Source organism: Paenibacillus sp. EKM301P (assembly GCF_011800295.1).
GTDB lineage: Bacteria > Bacillota > Bacilli > Paenibacillales > Paenibacillaceae > Paenibacillus > Paenibacillus polymyxa.
On the sequence record NZ_JAALFM010000164.1, the window covers coordinates 1 to 226 of the forward strand.

1 protein-coding gene is annotated in these 226 nt (G+C 50.9%); it reads right to left on the minus strand.

Annotated elements, in window-relative coordinates; all coding sequences use genetic code 11:
- Nucleotides 1-226: condensation domain-containing protein (locus tag HFD99_RS25370; RefSeq protein ID WP_167441117.1), on the minus strand; the 226-nt coding region annotated here is incomplete at both ends.

Sequence of the window (226 nt, forward strand, 5' to 3'; positions counted from 1 at the left end):
CCAAGTCCTGATCAAATTGTCCCAAATAGTTAAAGCTGATCTCAGGCTGCAGGCTCCAGGAAGAGGTAGCATCATCCGAAGACATATACTTCAACATACCGTAGCCAATGCCCTTATGCGGTACATGCCGCAGGTCCTCTTTTACCCGCTTGATGCGCTGCCCTACTTCTGATGTTCCATCCACATCCAGCAGCACCGGATACTGACTCGTAAACCAGCCCACGGT